14 protein-coding genes and 1 pseudogene are annotated in these 17,124 nt (G+C 71.7%); 7 read left to right on the top strand and 8 right to left on the bottom strand.

What is annotated here, in order from left to right; all coding sequences use genetic code 11:
- Positions 1 to 41: 41 nt before the first annotated feature.
- The 3 genes from ABT001_RS18130 (at position 42) to ABT001_RS18120 (ending at position 5,917) form a co-directional block, all read left to right on the top strand.
- Positions 42 to 3,830 (top strand): ABC transporter ATP-binding protein, encoded by a 3,789-nt coding sequence (locus tag ABT001_RS18130; RefSeq protein ID WP_351278217.1) that lies wholly within the window; start codon positions 42 to 44, stop codon positions 3,828 to 3,830.
- A gap of 132 nt (positions 3,831 to 3,962) precedes the next feature.
- Positions 3,963 to 4,352 (top strand): hypothetical protein, encoded by a 390-nt coding sequence (locus ABT001_RS18125; RefSeq protein WP_351278215.1) that lies wholly within the window; start codon positions 3,963 to 3,965, stop codon positions 4,350 to 4,352.
- Between the two features lie 77 nt (positions 4,353 to 4,429).
- Positions 4,430 to 5,917 carry a S28 family serine protease gene (locus tag ABT001_RS18120; RefSeq protein ID WP_351278213.1) on the top strand — a complete coding sequence of 496 codons (1,488 nt, stop codon included), beginning with the start codon at positions 4,430 to 4,432 and terminating at the stop codon, positions 5,915 to 5,917.
- 41 nt (positions 5,918 to 5,958) lie between these two features.
- On the opposite strand, the pseudogene ABT001_RS18115 reads toward ABT001_RS18120, so the two are convergent.
- From ABT001_RS18115 to ABT001_RS18090, 6 genes and pseudogenes are all read right to left on the bottom strand, one after another.
- Positions 5,959 to 6,597: pseudogene (locus ABT001_RS18115) on the bottom strand (hypothetical protein); the annotation flags it as partial.
- Between the two features lie 98 nt (positions 6,598 to 6,695).
- Positions 6,696 to 6,863, bottom strand: coding sequence for a hypothetical protein (locus ABT001_RS18110; RefSeq protein ID WP_351278210.1), 168 nt, complete (start codon positions 6,861 to 6,863; stop codon positions 6,696 to 6,698).
- A 46-nt stretch (positions 6,864 to 6,909) separates the two neighbouring features.
- Positions 6,910 to 7,239 carry a hypothetical protein gene (locus tag ABT001_RS18105; protein ID WP_351278208.1) on the bottom strand — a complete coding sequence of 110 codons (330 nt, stop codon included), beginning with the start codon at positions 7,237 to 7,239 and terminating at the stop codon, positions 6,910 to 6,912.
- Positions 7,236 to 7,724 carry a DUF6232 family protein gene (locus ABT001_RS18100; protein ID WP_351278206.1) on the bottom strand — a complete coding sequence of 163 codons (489 nt, stop codon included), beginning with the start codon at positions 7,722 to 7,724 and terminating at the stop codon, positions 7,236 to 7,238. Before ABT001_RS18100 ends, ABT001_RS18105 begins: the two co-directional genes overlap by 4 nt.
- Before the next feature lie 207 nt (positions 7,725 to 7,931).
- Complete coding sequence (locus ABT001_RS18095; protein ID WP_351278203.1) at positions 7,932 to 9,764, bottom strand: glycoside hydrolase family 3 protein; 1,833 nt, start codon at positions 9,762 to 9,764, stop codon at positions 7,932 to 7,934.
- 144 nt (positions 9,765 to 9,908) lie between these two features.
- A complete protein-coding gene (locus ABT001_RS18090; protein ID WP_351278201.1) occupies positions 9,909 to 10,817 on the bottom strand; it encodes a LysR family transcriptional regulator in 909 nt (302 codons plus the stop codon).
- Positions 10,818 to 10,917: 100 nt separating this feature from the next.
- Here ABT001_RS18090 and ABT001_RS18085 point away from each other — a divergent pair, with 100 nt between their 5' ends.
- Positions 10,918 to 11,829: an EamA family transporter gene (locus tag ABT001_RS18085; protein WP_351278198.1), complete on the top strand. Its 912-nt coding sequence runs from the start codon at positions 10,918 to 10,920 to the stop codon at positions 11,827 to 11,829.
- A gap of 3 nt (positions 11,830 to 11,832) precedes the next feature.
- Here ABT001_RS18085 and ABT001_RS18080 read toward each other — a convergent pair whose 3' ends face one another.
- Both ABT001_RS18080 and ABT001_RS18075 read right to left on the bottom strand, forming a co-directional pair.
- Positions 11,833 to 12,621, bottom strand: a complete 789-nt coding sequence (locus tag ABT001_RS18080; RefSeq protein ID WP_351278195.1) for a sugar phosphate isomerase/epimerase family protein — start codon at positions 12,619 to 12,621, stop codon at positions 11,833 to 11,835.
- A gap of 59 nt (positions 12,622 to 12,680) precedes the next feature.
- On the bottom strand, positions 12,681 to 13,748 hold the full coding sequence (locus ABT001_RS18075) for a LacI family DNA-binding transcriptional regulator (protein WP_351278193.1): 1,068 nt from the start codon (positions 13,746 to 13,748) through the stop codon (positions 12,681 to 12,683).
- 111 nt (positions 13,749 to 13,859) lie between these two features.
- Here ABT001_RS18075 and ABT001_RS18070 point away from each other — a divergent pair, with 111 nt between their 5' ends.
- Genes ABT001_RS18070 through ABT001_RS18060 form a run of 3 tightly spaced genes read left to right on the top strand, consistent with a single transcriptional unit; the run spans position 13,860 to position 16,980 of the window.
- A complete protein-coding gene (locus ABT001_RS18070) occupies positions 13,860 to 15,011 on the top strand; it encodes a Gfo/Idh/MocA family protein (RefSeq protein ID WP_351278191.1) in 1,152 nt (383 codons plus the stop codon).
- The gene (locus ABT001_RS18065) at positions 15,008 to 16,150 is read left to right on the top strand and encodes a dihydrodipicolinate synthase family protein (protein WP_351278189.1); all 1,143 of its coding nucleotides are present in this window, start codon (positions 15,008 to 15,010) and stop codon (positions 16,148 to 16,150) included. The genes ABT001_RS18070 and ABT001_RS18065 overlap by 4 nt, the downstream gene beginning before the upstream one ends.
- On the top strand, positions 16,147 to 16,980 hold the full coding sequence (locus ABT001_RS18060; RefSeq protein WP_351278186.1) for a sugar phosphate isomerase/epimerase family protein: 834 nt from the start codon (positions 16,147 to 16,149) through the stop codon (positions 16,978 to 16,980). Before ABT001_RS18065 ends, ABT001_RS18060 begins: the two co-directional genes overlap by 4 nt.
- Positions 16,981 to 17,124 lie beyond the last annotated feature (144 nt).

Genomic DNA, 17,124 nt, shown 5'->3' with positions numbered 1-17,124 from the left:
GCGGTAGATCAGGCGGGGCGACGGGGAAAGCTGGAGGCACGATGCCGGGCGCTGAACAACAGGCCACGGAACGACAGGCCACGGAAGGACAGGGCGCGGAGAAGCGGGACGCCGGCCGGCAGGGCTGGGGCCGTCGGCTGACCGGGTACGCCTGGCGCTACCGGCGCAACGTCGTGCTGGCACTGGGCTCGTCCCTCGCGGGGATGGCCGTGATGGCGCTCGTCCCGCTCATCACCAAGGTGATCATCGACGACGTCGTCGGCAGCCACACCCGCTCCCTCGGCGTCTGGACCGGCCTCCTCATCGGCGCCGCCGTCCTCGTCTACATCGCCACGTTCATCCGCCGCTACTACGGCGGCAAGCTCGCCCTCGACGTCCAGCACGACCTGCGGACCGAGATGTACGGCACCCTCACCCGGCTCGACGGGAAGCGGCAGGACGAGCTCTCCACCGGACAGGTCGTCGGGCGGGCCACCAGCGACCTGCAGCTGATCCAGAGCCTCCTCTTCATGCTCCCGATGACCATCGGGAACATCCTGCTCTTCCTCATCTCCCTGGTGATCATGGCGTGGCTCTCGCTGCCCCTGACCCTCGTCGCCCTCGCCGTCGCCCCCGCCCTGTGGTTCATCGCCCGCCGCTCCAGGACCCGCCTCTTCCCCGCCACCTGGTACGCCCAGAGCCAGGCCGCCGCCGTCGCCGGAGTGGTCGACGGGGCGGTCTCCGGGGTCCGGGTCGTCAAGGGCTTCGGCCAGGAGGACCAGGAGACCGGCAAGCTCCGTGAGGTCAGCCGCCGGCTCTTCGCGGGCCGGCTGCGCACGATCCGCCTGAACTCCCGCTACACCCCGGCGCTCCAGGCCGTCCCCGCGCTCGGCCAGGTCGCGATGCTGGCCCTCGGCGGCTGGCTGGCCACCCGGGGCGAGATCACCCTCGGCACGTTCGTCGCCTTCTCCACCTACCTCGCCCAGCTCGTCGGCCCGGTCCGGATGCTCGCCATGGTCCTCACCGTCGGCCAGCAGGCCCGGGCGGGCGTGGAGCGTGTCCTGGAGCTGATCGACACCGAGCCGTCCATGGAGGACGGCACCAAGGAACTCCCCGCCGACGCCCCCGCCCGCGTCGAGTTCGACGACGTCCGCTTCGGCTACGACGACGAACGTCCGGTCCTGGACGGCTTCTCCCTCACCATCGAGCCCGGCGAGACCGTCGCCGTCGTCGGTGCCTCCGGAAGCGGCAAGTCCACCGTCTCGCTCCTGCTGCCCCGCTTCTACGACGTGTCGCACGGAGCCGTCCTGGTCGGCGGCCACGACGTACGCGAACTGACCCAGGACTCGCTGCGGGCCGCGATCGGCCTCGTACCGGAGGACAGCTTCCTCTTCTCCGAGTCCGTCGGCGCCAACATCGCGTACGGACACCCGGACGCCACCCAGGAACAGATCGAGCGGGCCGCGAGCGCCGCCCAGGCGCACGGCTTCATCTCCGAGCTGCCCGAGGGGTACGACACCAAGGTCGGTGAGCACGGGCTCACCCTCTCCGGCGGCCAGCGCCAGCGCGTCGCCCTCGCCCGCGCCATCCTCACGGACCCCCGCCTGCTGCTCCTCGACGACGCCACGTCGGCTGTCGACGCCCGGGTCGAGCACGAGATCCACGAGGTCCTGGCCCAGGTCATGGAGGGCCGCACGACCCTGCTCATAGCCCACCGGCGGTCCACGCTCGGCCTCGCCGACCGCATCGCCGTACTCGACCGGGGGCGTCTCGCCGACATCGGCACGCACGCGGAGCTGGAACGCCGCTCGGCGCTCTACCGCCGGCTGCTCACCGACCCGGACGAGCTGGGCGGGACCTCGCCCGGCCACCAGCCGTCGGCGTCCGCGGCACCCGAGGACGACCGGGCGCTCCAGGAGGAGCTGGACGCCGAGTTCGACGCCGAGCGCGGGGTCACCCCCGAGCTGTGGATCCGCAAGGAGGAGCAGCGCGACGCGGCGGCCGCCGGGATGCCCGCCACCCCCGAGCTGCTCGCCCAGGTCGAGGCGCTGCCGCCCGCCACCGATGCCCCCGGCATCGACGAGGCGAGCGCGGTGCGCCCGGAGAAGTCGTACGGCCTGCGCAGGCTGCTGCACGGCTTCGGGGCCCCGCTGCTGGTGAGCCTCGCGCTGGTCGCCGTCGACGCGGGCATGGGCCTGCTGCTGCCCGTGCTGATCCGGCACGGCATCGACGACGGTGTCACCAAGATGGCGCTCGGCGCGGTCTGGGCCGCCGCCGGACTCGGACTGCTCGCCGTGCTCGTCCAGTGGGCCGCGCAGATCGGCGAGACCCGGATGACGGGCCGCACCGGCGAACGCGTGCTGTACTCCCTGCGCCTCAAGATCTTCGCGCAGCTCCAGCGGCTCGGTCTCGACTACTACGAGCGCGAGCTGACCGGCCGCATCATGACCCGGATGACGACGGACGTGGACGCGCTGTCCACGTTCCTCCAGACCGGCCTGGTCACCGCCTTCGTCTCCCTCGTCACCTTCTTCGGCATCACGGTCGTCCTGCTCGTCCTCGACGTCCAGCTGGCCCTGGTCGTCTTCGCGACGCTGCCGCTGCTGATCGTCGGTACCTTCTTCTTCCGCCGCACGAGCGTGAAGGCCTACGAGCTCGCCCGGACACGCATCGGTGTCGTCAACGCCGACCTCCAGGAGTCCGTCTCCGGGCTCCGCATCGTCCAGGCGTTCCGGCGCGAGCGTGACGGCGCCGAGCGGTTCGCGGCCCGCAGCGACCACTACCGTGAGGCCAGGGTGCGCGGGCAGTGGCTGATCTCGGTCTACTTCCCGTTCGTGCAGCTGCTGGCCTCGGTCGCGGCTGCCGCCGTGCTGATCGTCGGCGCGGGCCGTGTCGACGACGGCACGCTGACCACGGGCGCCCTGGTCGCCTACCTGCTGTACATCGACCTGTTCTTCGCCCCCGTGCAGCAGCTGTCCCAGGTCTTCGACGGGTACCAGCAGGCCAGCGTCTCCCTCGGCCGGATCCAGGAACTCCTGCGGGAGCCGACCTCCACGGCCGACGACGACGAGCCGCAGGGCGTGACATCGCTGCGCGGCGAGATCGCCTTCGAGGGCGTGTCGTTCGCCTACGCCGACGAGGACGAGGCGCTCAGCGGCATCGACCTGCGGATCCCGGCGGGCCAGACGGTCGCCTTCGTCGGGGAGACCGGGGCGGGCAAGTCCACGCTGGTCAAGCTCGTCGCCCGGTTCTACGACCCGACGAGCGGACGGGTCACGGCCGACGGCACGGACCTGCGGAAGCTCGACAGGACGGCGTACCGGCACCGGCTCGGTGTGGTGCCGCAGGAGGCCTACCTCTTCGAGGGCACGGTCCGCGACGCCATCGCGTACGGCCTCCCGGAGGCCACCGACGCCCAGGTGGAGGCGGCGGCCCGTGCGGTCGGCGCGCACGACATGATCGCCACCCTGGAGGACGGCTATCTGCACGCGGTCGCGGAACGGGGCCGCAACCTGTCCGCCGGTCAGCGCCAGCTGATCGCGCTCGCCCGCGCCGAGCTGGTCGACCCCGACATCCTGCTGCTCGACGAGGCGACCGCCTCCCTCGACCTCGCCAGCGAGGCCCAGGTCAACCAGGCCACCGACCGGCTCGCGGGACGGCGCACCACCCTGGTGGTCGCCCACCGGCTGACGACGGCCGCCCGTGCCGACCGGGTCGTGGTGATGGACCGGGGCAGGGTCGCGGAGGACGGCACGCATGACGAGCTGCTGGCCAGGGGAGGCACGTACGCACGGCTGTGGCGCACCTTCATAGGGGAGGGCATAGGCGAGGACGCCCCGGCGGGCGTGTGACCTCGCACCGCAACCTGAAGGCGCGCCTTCAGCGTCGTACGCCCATACGTATACGGGTGTGACGGGGGTCGATGTGTGCGAAGGGGTGACGGTGTGGCACGACGACTGAGGCGGCCATCGGGGCGACGGGGGATGCCGGACGTCCGGCGGACGGCGGCGGCGCTCCTCGTCGTGCCGCTCCTCGGGGCGTTCGGCCTGGTGCTGGGGCCCGCCGGATCGGCCCCGGCGCAGGCCGCGTCGTCCTGTTCCGGACGGCTGGTCAAGACGGTGGCGTTCTCCACGGGTTCGCTGCGCGTCTACGAGAGCCGCGCCTACGCGTGCGCCGTCACCGTCGCCAAGAAGCCGGGCACGCGCCGGGCGATGCGGGTGTCGTTGCAGCCCCGGGGCGGCCGGGCGGTCGTCGACAGCGGCAGGTTCACCGAGCTGGCCGGTCCGGTGAAGGTGCACGCGCTCAACCGCTGCGTCCGTGCCACGGGTTCGATCGGGGGATCCTCCGGCTCGACGGGATGGATCATGTGCTGACGTGCGCGTGGGTCTGGCGTGGCAGGTGTCACCCCCGCTAAGTTCACGGCGACTGTCGTGAATCAAGGGGAGGGTGCATGCGCAAGGCGCTCAGAGGCGTTCTGTCGCTCGCGGTGCTCATAGGCACAGTGAGTGCGACCGGGGCCTCGGCCGGTGCGGCCACCGCCGCGGAACCGGCCGCGAAGCAGAGCAGCGGCTTCACCACCAGCAGCAGCGAGAGCAGCGGCGAGGACATCAAGGACCGCATCCTGGCCATCCCGGGAATGAGTCTGATCGAGGAGAAGCCCTACCCCGGCTACCGCTTCTTCGTCCTCGGATACACCCAGCCCGTCGACCACAAGAACCCGTCGAAGGGCACCTTCCAGCAGCGCGTCACCCTGCTGCACAAGGACACGAACCGGCCCACGGTCTTCTTCACCAGCGGCTACAACGTCTCGACCAACCCGAGCCGCAGCGAGCCGACGCAGATCATCGACGGCAACCAGGTCTCCCTGGAGTACCGGTTCTTCACCCCGTCGCGCCCGGCGCCCGCCGACTGGTCGAAGCTCGACATCTGGCAGGCCGCCAGCGACCAGCACCGGGTCTTCAAGGCGCTGAAGAAGATCTACTCGAAGAAGTGGCTCTCCACCGGTGGCTCCAAGGGCGGCATGACCGCCACCTACTTCGAACGCTTCTACCCGAAGGACATGGACGGCGTCGTCGCCTACGTCGCCCCCAACGACGTCGTGGACAGGGAGGACTCGGCGTACGACCGGTTCTTCGCGGGCGTCGGCACCGAGGAGTGCCGGGACCGACTGAGCGGCGTCCAGCGCGAGGCCCTCGTCCGCCGGGAGCCGCTGGAGAAGAAGTTCGAGGCCTTCGTCGCCGAGAACGGCCTGACGTTCGACACGGTCGGCACGCTCGACAAGGCGTACGAGGCCGTCGTCCTGGACTACGTCTGGGCGTTCTGGCAGTACAGCCTGCTCGCCGACTGCGAGGCCATCCCGGCCGACGCCCCGAACGCCACCGACCAGGAGATCTGGGACTCCGTCGACGGCATCTCGGGCTTCGCGGCCTTCGCCGACCAGGGGCTCAACACGTACACGCCGTACTACTACCAGGCCGGCACCCAGCTCGGTTCTCCCGACATCGAGCAGCCCTGGCTGGGCGATCTGAGCCGCTACGGCTACCAGCCGCCGCGCAACTTCGTGCCGCGCTCCATCGCGATGAAGTTCCAGCCCTCGGTGATGCGTGACGTGGACCGCTGGGTCAGGAACAACGCCAGGCAGATGATGTACGTCTACGGCGAGAACGACCCGTGGGGCGCCGAGCCCTTCCACCTCGGCAAGGGCGCCCGGGACAGCCACGTCTATACCGTGCCCGGCGGTAATCACGGCTCGAAGGTCTCCGGTCTCGTCGCCGACGAGAAGGCCGAGGCCACCGCGGCCATCCTGCGCTGGGCCGGGGTCGCGCCCGCGGCCGTCGAGGCCGATCCGGCGAAGGCCAGGCCCCTCGCGAAGTTCGACGCGCGTCTGGACGTGCGGGACGCCGAACTCCAGCGGGACCGGGGCACGCTGCGACCGTAAGGCGCGTTCCGAAGTGGGCCGTGCCCGCCGGGTGTTGTTCGCACCCGGCGGGCACAGCCCACCGGCTCGTCCCCGCCCAGCTGCACGAAGAGATCCGTCGTGTCGGGGCAGAGGGCTCGCCGGGTCACCGCCGAGCCCACCTCGAACTGCGGGGGCCGCTCGCCCGATCCGTCGCAGGCCGTCTCCCGCACCTCGCCCTCGCGGAAGCTGTAGACGCAGTCCCCCACGATCGTCAGCGGGCCGCCGCCCTGCCCCGGATCGCCGGGGTGCGGGGACTCCAGATTGCGCATGCACGCGTACCCACGGGGCACGGCGGGGCTGCTCGACGATGCCTCAGGCCCGCTCCGGGACGGCACCGGTGGGGTGGTGGGGCCGTTCTGCCCGATGTGCAGGACGAAGTCCGTCGTCGGCGGACAGACCGGCCCGCCCGACGGTGCGCCCGTGTACCGGGCCAGCACCCGCGCATGCGCCTTCTCGCTGCCGCACCACACCTCGCGGAACACCTCGCCGCGCGAACTGCAGTCGGCCGGCCCGAGGAACTCCACCCCGTAGCCCGAAGGTGCAGTGCCGACGGGCGTGTCCGACGCGCTGTTCGCCGGTTGCCGACAGGCGCCCAGGCAGAGCACCGCGACGACGGGCACGAGGGCGCGCAACACCCCCACGGCACGGCGCTCTCCCATGATCAACCCCCCGATGCGCCCGCAAGGGCGTGCACCCAGCGTGACCCGCAGGAGCGGGGCACGCCAGGTGCACGGGTGTTTTTAGCTCTTTGGGGTGATTAGGTCGAGGGTGTGGCGTAGGGGCGGTACGACAGTCCGTAGCCGACGGGGTACAACGCCTGTGTGGGGGCGTCCGCCCGCTGCACCGGGACCGGCTGCCTGCTCTCCGGCCGTGTGCCCGGAACGTCGAGATCGGCGCCGGCCACACGGCCCGCGGGTTCTGTCATGCCCCTGAGTCGCCGCGGTCGAGGCGGGGGTCCCAGGTGATGCGTGTCAGCCGAGCATCAGACTTCTGACAGCCGCGACCACAGGGGCACCCGCCTCCACGAGCCCCGCGATCCCGTTGATCTGCTGGAGCATCCTTCTGAAGCGACCTGGCTCGGGGTCGGAGCCGAGTTCCGCGACCGCCTCTTCCATACCGGCCCGGTCCTCGTCGCTCAACTGCGGCATGAGCGATTCGATCCGGTCCAGCAGTTCCCGGAGTCTCGGGTCCGCCGAGGCGGGCCCTGCGCTCTTGCCCCCCGCGACGATGTCACCCGAACCGTGGTGTTCGGCCTTGCCGATGTTGTGATCACCGGTCTGCTGGAAGACGTCACCGGTCATCGTCCACCGATATTTCCCGGCCCGCTGTGCTGGGCCTTGCCGATGTTGTGGTTTCCGTACTGCTTGATCAGGTCACCGTGCACCGCGTGCTCCACGTTGAAGACCACTTGTGCCGCCTCGGGCTTGCCGACCGCGCTGGTGACCGTGTGCACCAGTTCGTCGATCTCGCTCTGCCGCGTGGACCAGACCGCGTCGAACTGCGTGCCCGACGTGTTGAGGATCAGGCCGTACAGGGGCGGCTTGCGCAGGTCGCCCACGAGTGACCAGATGATCAGCCCTTCCACCGCGAGCAGGATGAGCGTGCCGATCACATCGAAGACGGCGGCGATGATCCCGCCGATGAACAGCCAGCCCAGCGAGATGAGGAAGAATTCCTTCCAGGCCTTGCCCAGGTCGACCGTCAGGCGCCGCTGTGCCACATGCGAGATGTTCCGCATCGGATAAGCCTCGCCTCCCACCCACAACACACCCTCTTTTATGCGCACTTGAACCACGAGACGCGCCCCCCCCAGGTTGTTTTCGGTGTGCCTCGATTGTGCCTGAGGCGACGCGTGGCAGCGTATGGAAACGGAGGCCCGTGATGCTTCGGTTACCAGCGGGACGTCCGCGTGGCTACCCACCCGGCCGAGAGGCCCGGCACACGCTGATGTGCCGGGCTCCCGGTCGTGTCATCGGCCGGCCGGTCGGAGCGCTCAGTACGACAGTCCGTAGCCGACGGGGTACAACGCCTGTGTGGGGGCGTCCGCCCGCTGCACCGGGACCGGCAACCGCCCCTCCGGCCGGGCCCGCCCCGCGATCACGCGGGCGGCGGCCCGCAGTTCGACGTCCGTCCAGGAGTACGCGGCGAGGCTCGCGGCGTAGCCCGTCCCGGCCAGCTGGGCGATGTCGTACGGATTGCGGATCGCCAGTGTGATCACCGGGACGCCGGTCGCCGCGAGGGCGCTGACCAGGGTGCGCTGGGAGCTGGTCGCGGTCACGTTGTACGTGCCCACGATCACCGCGTCCTTGCCCTCCGCTGCGGCCACGGCCTCCGCGATCTTCGCCTGGGAGGGCGCCGTGCCGGTGGACAGGGCGGTCGCGGTGTACCCCAGCTCCTCGAAGGCCCCGGCCAGCGTGGCCGTCGGGGGGCCGGTCGTACCGGAGGGCGAGGCCGGGTCGGCGCCGACCACCAGGAGCTTCCGGTGGGACCGTCGGGAAAGGGGCAGCACCGCACCGGTGTTGGCCAGCAGTGTGGTGGTCCGCTCGGCGATCCGGTCGGCCGCGGCGAGGTGCGCGGGGACGCCGACGGTCCGGTCGACGCCCCGGCGGGTGACGTACGGGTCGCGGAACAGCCCGAGCTTCGCCTTCAGCCGCAGGATGCGCAGGATCGATTCCTCGATGCGGGCCTCGCTGATCTCGCCGCTCCTCACGGCGTTCAGGACGGCGGTCCACGCGACCTTCAGATCCGGCGGGTTGAGGAGCTGGTCGACCCCGGCGAGCAGGGCGAGGACGGGGACGCGCTCGTCGCCGTACTTCGTGCGGACGCCCTCCATGCCCAGGGCGTCCGTGACCACGACACCGTCGTAGCCGAGTTCCTCACGCAGGATGCCGGTGAGGATCGGGCGGGACAGGGTGGCCGGGTCCTCCGACGGGTCCAGGGCCGGCACCACGATGTGCGCCGTCATGATCGAGTCGATACCGGCCGCGACGGCTGCCCGGAACGGCGGTGCGTCCAGCTCGGCCCACTGCTCGCGGGTGTGGTGGATGTAGGGCAGACCGGTGTGGCTGTCGGTGCTGGTGTCGCCGTGGCCGGGGAAGTGTTTGGCGGTGGAGGCGACCCCGGCGCTTCGGTACCCCTTCACCTGCGCCGTGACCAGCCCGGCCACCGACTCCGGGTCGGAGCCGAAGGAGCGTACGCCGATGACGGGGTTGGCCGGGTTGACGTTGACGTCCGCGTCCGGCGCGTAGTTCTGGTTGATGCCCAGCGCCGCCAGTTCGGCACCGGCGATCCTGCCCGCCCGGCGCGCGTCGGAGCGTGAGCCGCCCGCGCCCAGGGCCATCGCGCCCGGCAGCAGCGTCGCGGGTTCACCGACGCGGCACACGATGCCGTGTTCCTGGTCGGTGGAGACGAGGAGCGGCAGCGGCGTGGGCCCGGCGAGCCCGGCCCGCTGGATGCCGTTGGAGAGCTCGGCGATCTGGTGCGGGTCACGGGTGTTGTGCGCCCAGGCGAAGTAGATGATGCCGCCGACGTGATACGTCGAGATCAGCTCGGCCGCGTCCCGGACCCCGATCTCTTCGAGGTTGGCGTCGACGTCCGCCTGGTCCGGCTCGGTGGCCGAGTGCCCGTACACCCGCATCACGAAGAGCTGGCCGACCTTCTCCTCCAGGCTCATCCGGGCGATGAGCCGCTTGAGGCGGCTGTCCGGGGAGGTGGCCGAGCCGGCTGCCTGTGCGGCGCCGGGAAGAGCGGCGACGCCGGTCGCCGCGGCTGCGGCGGTTGCCGCGGTGGCGGTGAGGAGGGTGCGTCTGGAGGTGCGGTGGTGCACGTGAGCCCCTTCCGGTGCTGAAAGAAACTTCCAAGAAGGTACGGATATATGGAAAGTAACTACCAGTCAAGGGGGCGGCCCGGAAACGGCGTGACTCGCGGAGGGACGAGTGGTGTCCCGGCGGGACGGGCACCGGGCACGGCCTCAGGAGAGACCCGCCCCTGTGCCGTGCCCCTGCAGCGCCGACACCGCGGCGATGATCGCGGGCCGTCGCGCCGCCTCCGTGCGCCACAGCGCGTACAGCCGCCGCACCGGCACGGGGTCCAGCCGCACCGCGATCACGCCCGGCGGCAGCGGCCCCCGGCCCAGCCGGGGGATCATCGCCACGCCGAGCCCCGCCGCGACCAGGGCCAGCTGCGTGTGGTTCTCCTCCGCCCGGTGCCGGATGTCCGGCTCGTACCCCGCCGCCCGCAGCGTCCGTACGAGCCAGTCGTGGCACACCGTGCCGGGCGGCTGGCACACCCACCGCTCCTTGGCCAGCTCCTCCCGTCGCACCGCCTCCCGGCCGGCGAGCGGGTGCCCCTCGGGCACCAGCAGATCGCAGCGGTCGTCGCCGAGCACCGCCTGCGCGACGCCCTCGGGGGCGGGCAGCGGGCTGATGTCCCAGTCGTGGGCCACCGCGAGATCGATCACGCCCTTCGCCACCAGGTCCACCGAGAGATGCGGATCGACCTCGGTGAGCCGCGCGTCCAGCGCCGGGTGCTCCCGCTCCAGCTCGGCCAGCACGCCCGGCAGCAGCCCTCGCGCCGCCGAGGCGAAGGCGGCGATGGACAGCCGCCCCGTCGGCTGCCCCCTGCGCTGTTCCAGCGTCGTCTCGGCCTGCTCCACGATCGCCAGCAACCGCTGGGCGGTCTCCGCGAGATGAAGGGCCTCCTCGGTGAGCGCCACCCCGCGCCCCCGCCGCTCCAGAAGCATCGTACGGGTCTCCCGCTCCAGTTTGGTGATCTGCTGGGAGACCGCGGAAGCGGTGTAGCCGAGTGCGGCGGCAGCACCCGCGACGGAGCCATGGACGGAGACGGCGTGCAGGGCACGCAGCCGGGACAGGTCGAGCACGGGGGCCTCCGGGCGGAGCGGAAACAGTAAGCGGTACTCAATCGAACCATGAAGGAATCCGCGCTGGTGCTACACGGTCCTGGCGTCGGATGCTCGGTCCATGCGTCCCCTCCACATCGCCCTGGCCGCGCTGGTCGCCGCCGTCTGGGGTGTGAACTTCGTCGTCGTCGAGCTGGGTCTCGACCACTTCCCGCCGCTGCTCTTCTCCGCCCTGCGCTTCCTCGTCGCCGCGGTGCCCGCCGTGTTCCTCGTCGGCAGGCCCACGGTGGCCTGGAGGTACATCGTCGGCGTGGGTCTCGCCCTGGGGGTGGCCAAATTCGGGCTGCTCTTCATCGGCATGGACCAGGGGATGCCGGCGGGGCTCTCCTCCCTGGTCCTCCAGGTGCAGGCCGTCTTCACCGCACTGTTCGCGGCCCTGGTCCTGTCCGAACGGCCCGGCAGGACACGGGTCCTGGGCATGGGTGTCGCGCTCGCGGGCATCGGCGTGGCCGCGGTCGACGAGGGGGCGGGCGGGCCCGTCCTCGCCTTCGTCCTGGTGATCGCGGCGGCTGCGTGCTGGGGCGTCTCCAACGTGATCACCCGCAAGGCGGCCCCGCCCGACTCCCTCAACTTCATGGTCTGGGTCTCGACCGTGCCCGTACTGCCGCTCCTCGCGCTGTCCCTGCTCTTCGAGGGCTGGGACCGTGACATGGCGGCCCTGGCCGCGCTCGACCGGAGCGGCGTCGGCATCATCGTCTACGTCGCCTGGGTCTCCACCGTCTTCGGCTTCGCGGCCTGGGGCTTCCTGCTCCGCCACCACCCGGCCTCGTCCGTGGCGCCGTTCACCCTGCTCGTGCCCGTCTTCGGGATGTCCTCGGCCGCGCTCCTCCTCGGCGAGCCGGTCAGTCCCCTGCGGTGGTGCGCGGCGGTGCTGCTGGTCGGGGGAGTGGCCCTGACCTCGCTCACCGGGCCCCGCCGCGCTGCCGCACCACCGCTGCCGGAGCCCCAGGAGGTTCAGGAGGCGCGGGCCTGAAACCTACTGCTTCGGCGCGCCCAGCCGCAGCAGGTGCTCCCGGCCCGCCGCCAGCAGCCCCGGCAGCTCGGCGGCCCCGGCGTACCAGCGCTTCTCGTACTCCCAGCAGACCCAGCCGTCCGTGTCCACGGTGTCCAGGCAGGCCTTCAGCGGCAGGACCCCCGCTCCGAGGGGCAGGGGCAGGGTGTCCTCGGCGGAGGCGATGTCCTTCACCTGTACGTATCCCAGGTGCGGGGCCAGCACCGCATGCGAGGCCACGGGCTCCTCGCCGGCCAGCCAGGTGTGCATGACGTCCCAGATGGCGCCGATCTGCCCGTGCCCGACGGTGCCGACCACCCGGGCCACATCAGCACCGGCGCGGTGCGAGTCGTGGGTCTCCAGGAGGATGCGTACGCCGTGATCGGCGGCGTGCGGGGCGGCGGCCCCCAGCCGCCGTGCGCCGATCGCATCGGCCTCCGCGGGGTCCTGGTCCCCGCCGCCCGGGAACACCCGGACGTACGCCGCGCCCAGGTCGTGGGCCAGCTCCACCAGCTGGGCGAGCTCGGCGAGCACCGGTTCGTCCTCGCCCTCGGCGGCGACCCGCGCATACCCGGCGACGGTCAGGATCTCCACCCCGCCCTGCGCGAACTCCTCGACCACGGAGGCCCGTTCGGGCCGCGTGAGGCCGGGGTGGACCGGCTCCTCCGGGTGGGCGCGCAGCTCCACGCCCTGGTAGCCGGTCCCGGCGGCGAGCCGCACCACGTCCGCCATGGGCATCCCCGGGACTCCGAGGGTCGAGAAAGCGAGCTTCACGGTCTGTGTCCTTTCGTCGGCGCGGTCTGACCGGTACCCGTGATCCCGGCGGAGAATCCTCAGTCCGCCCGGGGCGGCGCCGTCGAGCCCCGTTCCATCAGCTCCGCGGCGATGGTCGCCACGCCCCCCGGCGGGGGTGTCTCCTTGTCCATCGCCAGCCGGCCGGCCCGGGCCCCCGCCTCGAACAGCGGCAGCCGCACGGTCGTCAGGGCGGGTACGGCGTCCACCGAGAACGGCAGGTCGTCGAAGCCGGCCACCGAGACGTCCTCCGGGATGCGGAGCCCGAGGTCCCGGACGGCCGCGCAGGCACCCAGTGCCACCGTGTCGTTGGCGGCGACCACGGCCGTCACACCGGGCTCGCGGCGCAGGAGTTCGAGCGTGGCGTCGTAGCCGGAGCTCCGGTCGTACGGGCCGTGCACGGTGACGTTCTCCTCGTCGCCGTACAGCCCTGCGGCCTTCATGGCCTCGCGGTGCCCCTCCAGCCGGTGCCGGGTCGTGGTGCGTTCCACGGGGCCGGCGACGTAACCGATGCGGCGGTGCCCCAGGGCGATCAGGTGCTCGGTGAGACGCCTGGCGCCGACCCGGTTGTCGAAGGTCAGCGCGGCGACCACCGCGTCGGAGTCGGGCAGCGGGGGCCGGCCGCAGAAGACGATCCGGGTTCCGGCGTCCGCGAGCTTGGCCAGCTTCGCGGCCATCGCCGCCTGGTGGGCCGGGTCCTCCAGCGCGCCGCCGGTGAGGACGACGGCCGCGGCGCGCTGGCGCTGGAGCAGGGTGAGATAGGTGAGTTCGCGCTCGGGGGAGCCGCCGGTGTTGCAGACGACGGCGAGCTTCTCGCCGCCCGCGCGGCCGGAGCCGTCACCCGGGCCGCCGATCTCGCTCTGCGCCGCTCCGGCCATGATGCCGAAGAACGGGTCGGCGATGTCGTTGACCAGGATGCCCACCAGATCGGACGTGGCGGCGGCGAGCGAGCTGGCCGGCCCGTTCAGCACGTAGTCCAGGTCGTCCACGGCGCGCAGGACCCGCTCCCGGGTGGACGAGGCCACCGGATAGTTGCCGTTCAGGACACGGGACACGGTGGCCGGGGACACCCGGGCGCGGGCCGCAACGTCCGCCAGGGTGACTGTCATCGCTCTCCTCCGGGGAGTTGTGAAGCGGCCCCCCTTGTCCGGGCCGCTGTCGGCAGGCTAGCGTCATACTGCATAGAAAGCGCTTGCTACGGCTGTATGGAGGGAACTTTCGTGACACGCAGGACAGTGCGCATCGCCATGAACGGCGTCACAGGACGCATGGGGTACCGGCAGCACCTGGTGCGCTCGATCCTCGCGATCCGCGAGCAGGGCGGCCTCGATCTCGGTGACGGCGACGTGCTGTGGCCGGAACCCGTGCTCGTCGGCCGCCGCGCCCACGCCCTGGAGGCGCTCGCCGCGCGGCACGGCCTGACCGAGTGGTCGACCGACCTGGACGCGGTGCTCGCCGACGAGTCCATCGACATCTACTTCGACGCCCAGGTCACCTCGGCCCGTGTCGAGGCGATCAAGAAGGCGATCGCCGCGGGCAAGCACATCTACACCGAGAAGCCCACCGCCACCGACGTCGAGGGCGCGCTCGAACTGGCCCGCCTCGCCCGTGACGCCGGCATCAAGCACGGCGTCGTCCAGGACAAGATCTTCCTCCCCGGGCTGCTCAAGCTGAAGCGCCTCATCGACGGCGGCTTCTTCGGCGAGATCCTCTCCGTGCGCGGCGAGTTCGGCTACTGGGTCTTCGAGGGCGACTGGCAGGACGCCCAGCGCCCGTCGTGGAACTACCGCGCGGAGGACGGCGGCGGCATCGTCGTCGACATGTTCCCGCACTGGGAGTACGTCCTGCACGAGTTGTTCGGCCAGGTCACGAGCGTCTCCGCGCACGTGCAGACCCACATCCCGCAGCGCTGGGACGAGCAGGGCAAGCCCTACGCCGCCACCGCCGACGACGCCGCGTACGGCACCTTCCAGCTGGCGGGCGGCGCCGTCGCCCAGATCAACTCCTCCTGGGCCGTGCGCGTCAACCGTGACGAGCTCGTCGAGTTCCAGGTCGACGGCACCCACGGTTCCGCCGTCGCGGGCCTCCGCAACTGCCGTGTCCAGCACCGCTCGGCGACCCCCAAGCCGGTCTGGAACCCGGACCTCCCGGTCACCGAGCCCTTCCGCGACCAGTGGCAGGAAGTCCCCGACAACGCCGAGTTCGACAACGGCTTCAAGGCCCAGTGGGAGCTCTTCCTGCGCCACATCGTCCTCGACGAGCCCTACACCTGGGACCTGATGGCCGGCGCCCGCGGCGTCCAGCTCGCCGAGCTCGGCCTCAAGTCGTCCGCCGAGGGCCGCCGCTTCGACGTACCGGAGCTGAGCCTGTGACCATCCATCTCCCCCAGGGGCCCTACGAACCCCGGGCCACCCCGCTCGACCTGGCACCGTCCGGGGTGCCGCTCGCCTCCCGCACGGTCTTCTCCGCCGCCCATGTCGTCGCCGACCCGTACGCCGACATCAGCCCCGACGACCCCGTCGCCGTCGACTGGGACGCCACCCTCGCCTTCCGCCGGCACCTCTGGGCGCACGGCCTGGGCGTCGCCGAGGCCATGGACACCGCGCAGCGCGGCATGGGCCTGGACTGGGCCGGAGCGGCGGAGCTGATCCGCCGCTCGGCCGCCGAGGCGAAGTCCGTGGGCGGCAGGATCGCCTGCGGCGTCGGCACCGACCAGCTCACCGGCCCCGCCACCCTGCCCGAGGTGCGCGCCGCGTACGAGGAGCAGCTCGCCCTGGTCGAGGAGAGCGGCGCGCAGGCCATCCTGATGGCCTCCCGCGCGCTCGCCGCCGCGGCGAACGGCCCGGAGGACTACCTGGAGACGTACGCCCATCTCCTGCGCCAGGCCACGGAGCCGGTCGTCCTGCACTGGCTCGGCCCCATGTTCGACCCGGCGCTGGAGGGCTACTGGGGCAGCTCGGACCTCGACGCCGCCACGGACACCTTCCTGAAGGTCATCGGCGAGCACCCGGACAAGGTCGACGGCATCAAGATCTCGCTCCTGGACGCGGAGCGCGAGATCGACGTACGGCGCCGCCTTCCCAGCGGGGTGCGCTGCTACACCGGCGACGACTTCAACTACCCCGAGCTGATCGCGGGTGACGACCGGGGCTTCAGCCACGCCCTGCTCGGCATCTTCGACCCGCTGGGCCCGCTGGCCGCGCACGCGGTGCGGGTCCTGGACACCGGGGACACCGAGGGCTTCCGCGCCCTCCTGGACCCCACGGTCGAGCTGTCGCGCCACCTGTTCGAGGCCCCGACCCGCTTCTACAAGACGGGCGTCGTCTTCCTCGCCTGGCTCGCGGGCCACCAGGACCACTTCACGATGGTCGGCGGTCTGCAGTCCGCCCGGTCGCTGCCGCACCTGGCGAAGGCGTACGAACTGGCGGACCGGCTCGGGCTGTTCCCGGACCCCGAGCTGGCCGAGGCGCGCATGCGGGCGCTGCTGTCCGTCCACGGAGGAAGCCGATGAGCACCGATCTCTCCCGCCTGTCCATCAACCAGGAGACGGTCCGGCAGCTGTCACTGCCGGAGCTCGTCGAGGGCTGCGCCAAGGCGGGCATCGGCAACGTCGGCCTGTGGCGCGCGCCGGTGCAGGAGTACGGCGTCGAGCGCGCGGGACGGCTGATGAAGGACGCCGGCCTCACCGTCACCAGCCTCTGCCGCGGTGGCTTCCTCACCGCGACCGACCCCGCCGAGCGCGCCCGCGCGCTGGACGACAACCGTGCGGCGGTCGACGAGGCGGCCGGGCTGAACACCGACACCCTGGTCCTGGTCTCCGGCGGGCTCCCCGACGGGGAGAAGGACCTGTACGCCGCGCGGGAGCGCATCGCCGAGGCGCTGGGCGAGCTCGCCCCGTACGCCTTCGAGCGTGGCGTCCGGCTCGCGATCGAACCGCTGCACCCGATGTTCGCGTCGGACCGCTGCGTCGTCTCCACGCTGTCGCAGGCCCTGGACCTCGCGGAGCGCTTCCCCGCCGAGCAGGTCGGGGTGGTCGTGGACGCCTACCACATCTGGTGGGACGACCAGGTGCCCGCGCAGATCGCGAGGGCGGGGGCCGGTGGCCGGATCCACTCGTTCCAGCTGGCCGACTGGGTCACTCCGCTTCCGGCGGGCGTTCTGGTGGGCCGGGGCCAACTGGGGGACGGGAGCGTGGACTTCCGCGCGATGCGCCGTCAGGTCGAGGCGACCGGCTTCGACGGGCCGATCGAGGTGGAGATCTTCAACGAAGGGCTCTGGGCCCGTGACGGCGCCGAAGTGATCGCCGAAGTGGCCGCCCGGTATCTGGAACACGCCTGCTGAGAGCCGGTTGGTCACGCAAAGGTAAAGAGATCGTCAAGGCGTGCAACCTTTGCGTACCTCCCCCGGTCGTACTCAGCGTCGGGACTTCCGGGGAGGGGTCCGGGGGGATCGGGAAGCCCGACGGAGGGGGAGAGCGAGGGGGGT

Source organism: Streptomyces sp. NPDC002793 (assembly GCF_040295485.1).
Taxonomy (GTDB): Bacteria; Actinomycetota; Actinomycetes; order Streptomycetales; family Streptomycetaceae; genus Streptomyces.
This window is presented reverse-complemented; position numbering and strand designations above follow the sequence as displayed.